Genomic DNA, 226 nt, shown 5'->3' on the forward strand with positions numbered 1-226 from the left:
AGCTGGTCGTGCGGGGTCGGGGCGACTTCGTCGTAGACCTTGTCGATCGCTTCGGCCGTCCAGTGAATGGCTTGGGCGGCACCCGGGATGTCGATGCTGGAGGCGTCGCCGATCGGCTTGCCCATGTCCAGGGTTTCCAGCAGCGCCAACTCTTCGACATTTTTACGCAGCAGGTCGGCGAAGCGGATCAGCTTGGCCTTGCGCTTGGCCGGGGCCAATTGCGACC

1 protein-coding gene is annotated in these 226 nt (G+C 64.2%); it reads right to left on the reverse strand.

Annotation, left to right across the window (positions count from 1 at the left end):
• The coding region (locus QQL85_RS26555) for an aldehyde dehydrogenase family protein (protein WP_284368802.1) at positions 1-226 on the reverse strand (226 nt) is incomplete at both ends.

This window comes from Pseudomonas putida (assembly GCF_030159595.1).
In the GTDB taxonomy this organism is placed as follows: domain Bacteria; phylum Pseudomonadota; class Gammaproteobacteria; order Pseudomonadales; family Pseudomonadaceae; genus Aquipseudomonas; species Aquipseudomonas putida_AC.